Origin of the sequence: Novosphingobium naphthalenivorans NBRC 102051 (assembly GCF_001590985.1) — a bacterium.
Lineage (GTDB): Bacteria > Pseudomonadota > Alphaproteobacteria > Sphingomonadales > Sphingomonadaceae > Novosphingobium > Novosphingobium naphthalenivorans.
This window is the reverse complement of the sequence record NZ_BCTX01000172.1, coordinates 1-2,589: the sequence shown is the minus strand read 5'-3', so window position 1 is coordinate 2,589 and position 2,589 is coordinate 1. Positions and strand designations below refer to the sequence as shown.

Here is a 2,589-nt window from a genome sequence, read left to right as displayed (position 1 = left end):
TGTCAACGCCGGTATAAAAAGGGGCCAAGCACCGGTTTAAAAGTGGGCCAGTTGGTTCAAACAAAAAGCCTCGGGTTGAGGCTGGGCCTTATCGGCAGCGGGGAAGCGGCTGTAGCGGAGCGGAAGCCGATTTCCCGCTGCCGATAGCCGTTTCTAATCATGGCATCTTGCTGCCCTCCTTGTTTTTATGATGCTTGCGGCTGCTGGCGAGGCGGAAGCTCTCGCCGTTCATCTCGAGGATGTGCACATGGTGGGTCAGCCGGTCGAGCAACGCTCCGGTGAGCCGCTCGGAGCCGAACACCGAGGTCCATTCATCGAACGGTAGATTGCTGGTGATCAGCGTACTGCCGCGTTCGTAGCGCTGGCTGAGCACCTCGAACAGCAACTCGCCGCCGACGGCGGTGAACGGCACATAGCCCAGTTCATCGAGGATCAGCAGCTTCACCGAGGCCAGGTGCTTCTGGAGCATGCGGAGCCGGCGCTCGTCCCGGGCCTCCATGAGGTCATGCACCAGCGCCGCCGCCGTAGTAAACGCCACGCTGAGCCCTTTCTGGCAGGCGGCAAGCCCCAGTGCGAGGGCGGCGTGTGTCTTGCCCGTGCCGCTCGGTCCCAGCGCGATGACATTGCGCCGCTGTTCGATCCATTCCCCGCGCGCCAGTTCCAGCACCAGCGCCTTGTTGAGCGATGGCTGGGCGGCAAAGTCGAAGGTGTCGAAGCTCTTGGTATGCGGGAACCTGGCCATGCGGATACGGCGCTCGACCATCCGGCGTTCGCGATCGATCCGCTCCAGCTCGCACAGCCGCAGTAGATAGCGCGGATAATCGGCGCGGTCCTGCGCGGCCTCAAGGGCGACCTTTTCATACTCGCGCACGAAGGTCGGCAGCTTGAGCGCCTTGAGGTGATTGGCCAGCAGCACCGCTGGCGGCACGCTGGTGGCGGCCTGCTCGACGGCGGGCAGCGGCATCAGGGTCTCGGTCATGCTGGTGCTCCCACGCTTGTGGAGGCGCCGGTCTGGGATAGCAGACCCATATAGCTGCGCGGATCGGTGCGCCCGACGTGGGCACGCGGCAGATGCGGATAGAACTGCAGGTCAAGGCGTGGAGGGCGCCGTTCAAGCCGCGCCAACGCAATCATCTTCACCGCATCGAAGCTGATCGCGCCCATGTCCAACGCCCGCGCTACCGCCCATTCCACGAGGGACTGCTCGAAGCGTTCGCATAGCCGCAGGACCTGGATGAACTCGCGCCGACCTTCTTTGCCGTTGCGCGCCTCCATGAGCCTGCGGATGCGATGCATCGGCTCGGCCAGCACCCAGCCATCGAGCGGCGCGGCCTGATCAAGCGCGCGCGGCTTGTGCTCCAGCAGGGCCAGATAATGCAATGGGTTGGGGACGAAATCCTCGTGCTCATAACTGCGGGGATGCACCGCAATCCGTTCCCCACGGCAAATCACCTCGACCCGGTCGACATAACCTTTGATCACCACCTCCTGGTGGGCATAGGCCGTCGGCACCGAGTAATCATTGGTGCGATAACGGACCAGCGACATCGACGAGGCCCGCCCGGTCACCATATGGCACGGGTCGAACGCTACCGCCGGCAGCGCCATGAACGCCGCGAGATCGGCCGCCAGCCTGTCACCAATGCTCTGACTGTGCCCGCGCAACACCGCCTGCCGCCGCGCCATGCATTGCTCGAGAAACCGCGCGTTCATCGTATCGAAGCTGTCGGCCACCGGCATTGGCACCATGAAGTGGCGCCGCGAATAGCCCACCAGCCCCTCGACCTTGCCTTTGTCATTGCCCTTGCCGGGCCGGCCGAACTTGTCCTCGAACAGGTAGTGGCTCTGCAGGGTCGAGAACATCCGGCTGCGCTCACGCTTCCCGTCACCCAGGATCTGCGCCACCGCCAGCCTGGTGTTATCGTACAGGATCGATTGCGGAATGCCGCCGAAGAAGGCGAACGCCGCCACATGGCCCTCACAAAACGCCTCGGCCACTTCGGCGGGGTAGGCTTTGACGAACGGCGCATCGCTGTGCGGCAGATCCATGCAGAAATAGTGGAACCGCGTCAGCTTGCCGTCGATGATCCCGTCCGCCTCGCCAAAGTCCACCTGCGCGTGACCCGGCTTGTGGCTCAGTGGGATAAACACCTCCCGACTGCGCAGCTTGGCGCTGGCCACGTAATCTCGAACTATCGTGATACCGCCGGTGAAACCATGCTCATCGCGCAGCCGCTCGAATATCCGTAACCCGGTGTGCCGCTGCTTGGCATGCACCGTGCGGTCATCAGCCAGTATCTGGTCGATGATCCCGGTAAACTCCGCCAGCTTGCCGCTGTAGGTCCGGCCGGATCGCCCATGCTGCGGCGGCTCCGGGAAAACCAGCATCTTGTCCACCGTCTTGCGGTTGATGCCAAAATACGTCGCAGCACCGCGACGGCTCATGCCCTCGATTATCACGGCGCGGCGGACCTTCTGATAAAGTTCCACTCTCTTCATCCTCCACCCCCGCCCAAAAACGGAGGTCTAGCAGGACTGGCCCCTTTTTATCCCGGGGATGCCGGCCGATGAGTGGCCCCTTTTATTGCC

At 63.2% G+C, this 2,589-nt stretch carries 2 protein-coding genes; both read right to left on the bottom strand.

Annotated features, from left to right (window positions below):
- Positions 1-157: 157 nt before the first annotated feature.
- On the bottom strand, positions 158-964 hold the full coding sequence (gene istB, locus NN5_RS24440) for an IS21-like element helper ATPase IstB (RefSeq protein WP_084385148.1): 807 nt from the start codon (positions 962-964) through the stop codon (positions 158-160).
- Positions 965-975: 11 nt separating this feature from the next.
- Positions 976-2,499, bottom strand: coding sequence for an IS21 family transposase (gene istA / locus NN5_RS24435; protein ID WP_067739257.1), 1,524 nt, complete (start codon positions 2,497-2,499; stop codon positions 976-978).
- Between the last annotated feature and the right edge of the window lie 90 nt (positions 2,500-2,589).

What these genes read in the sequence shown, in the direction of transcription:
- istB (WP_084385148.1), bottom strand. Translation starts at nt 964, where the DNA reads ATGCCGCTGCCCGCCGTCGAGCAGGCCGCCACCAGCGTGCCGCCAGCG.
- istA (WP_067739257.1), bottom strand. Translation starts at nt 2,499, where the DNA reads ATGAAGAGAGTGGAACTTTATCAGAAGGTCCGCCGCGCCGTGATAATC.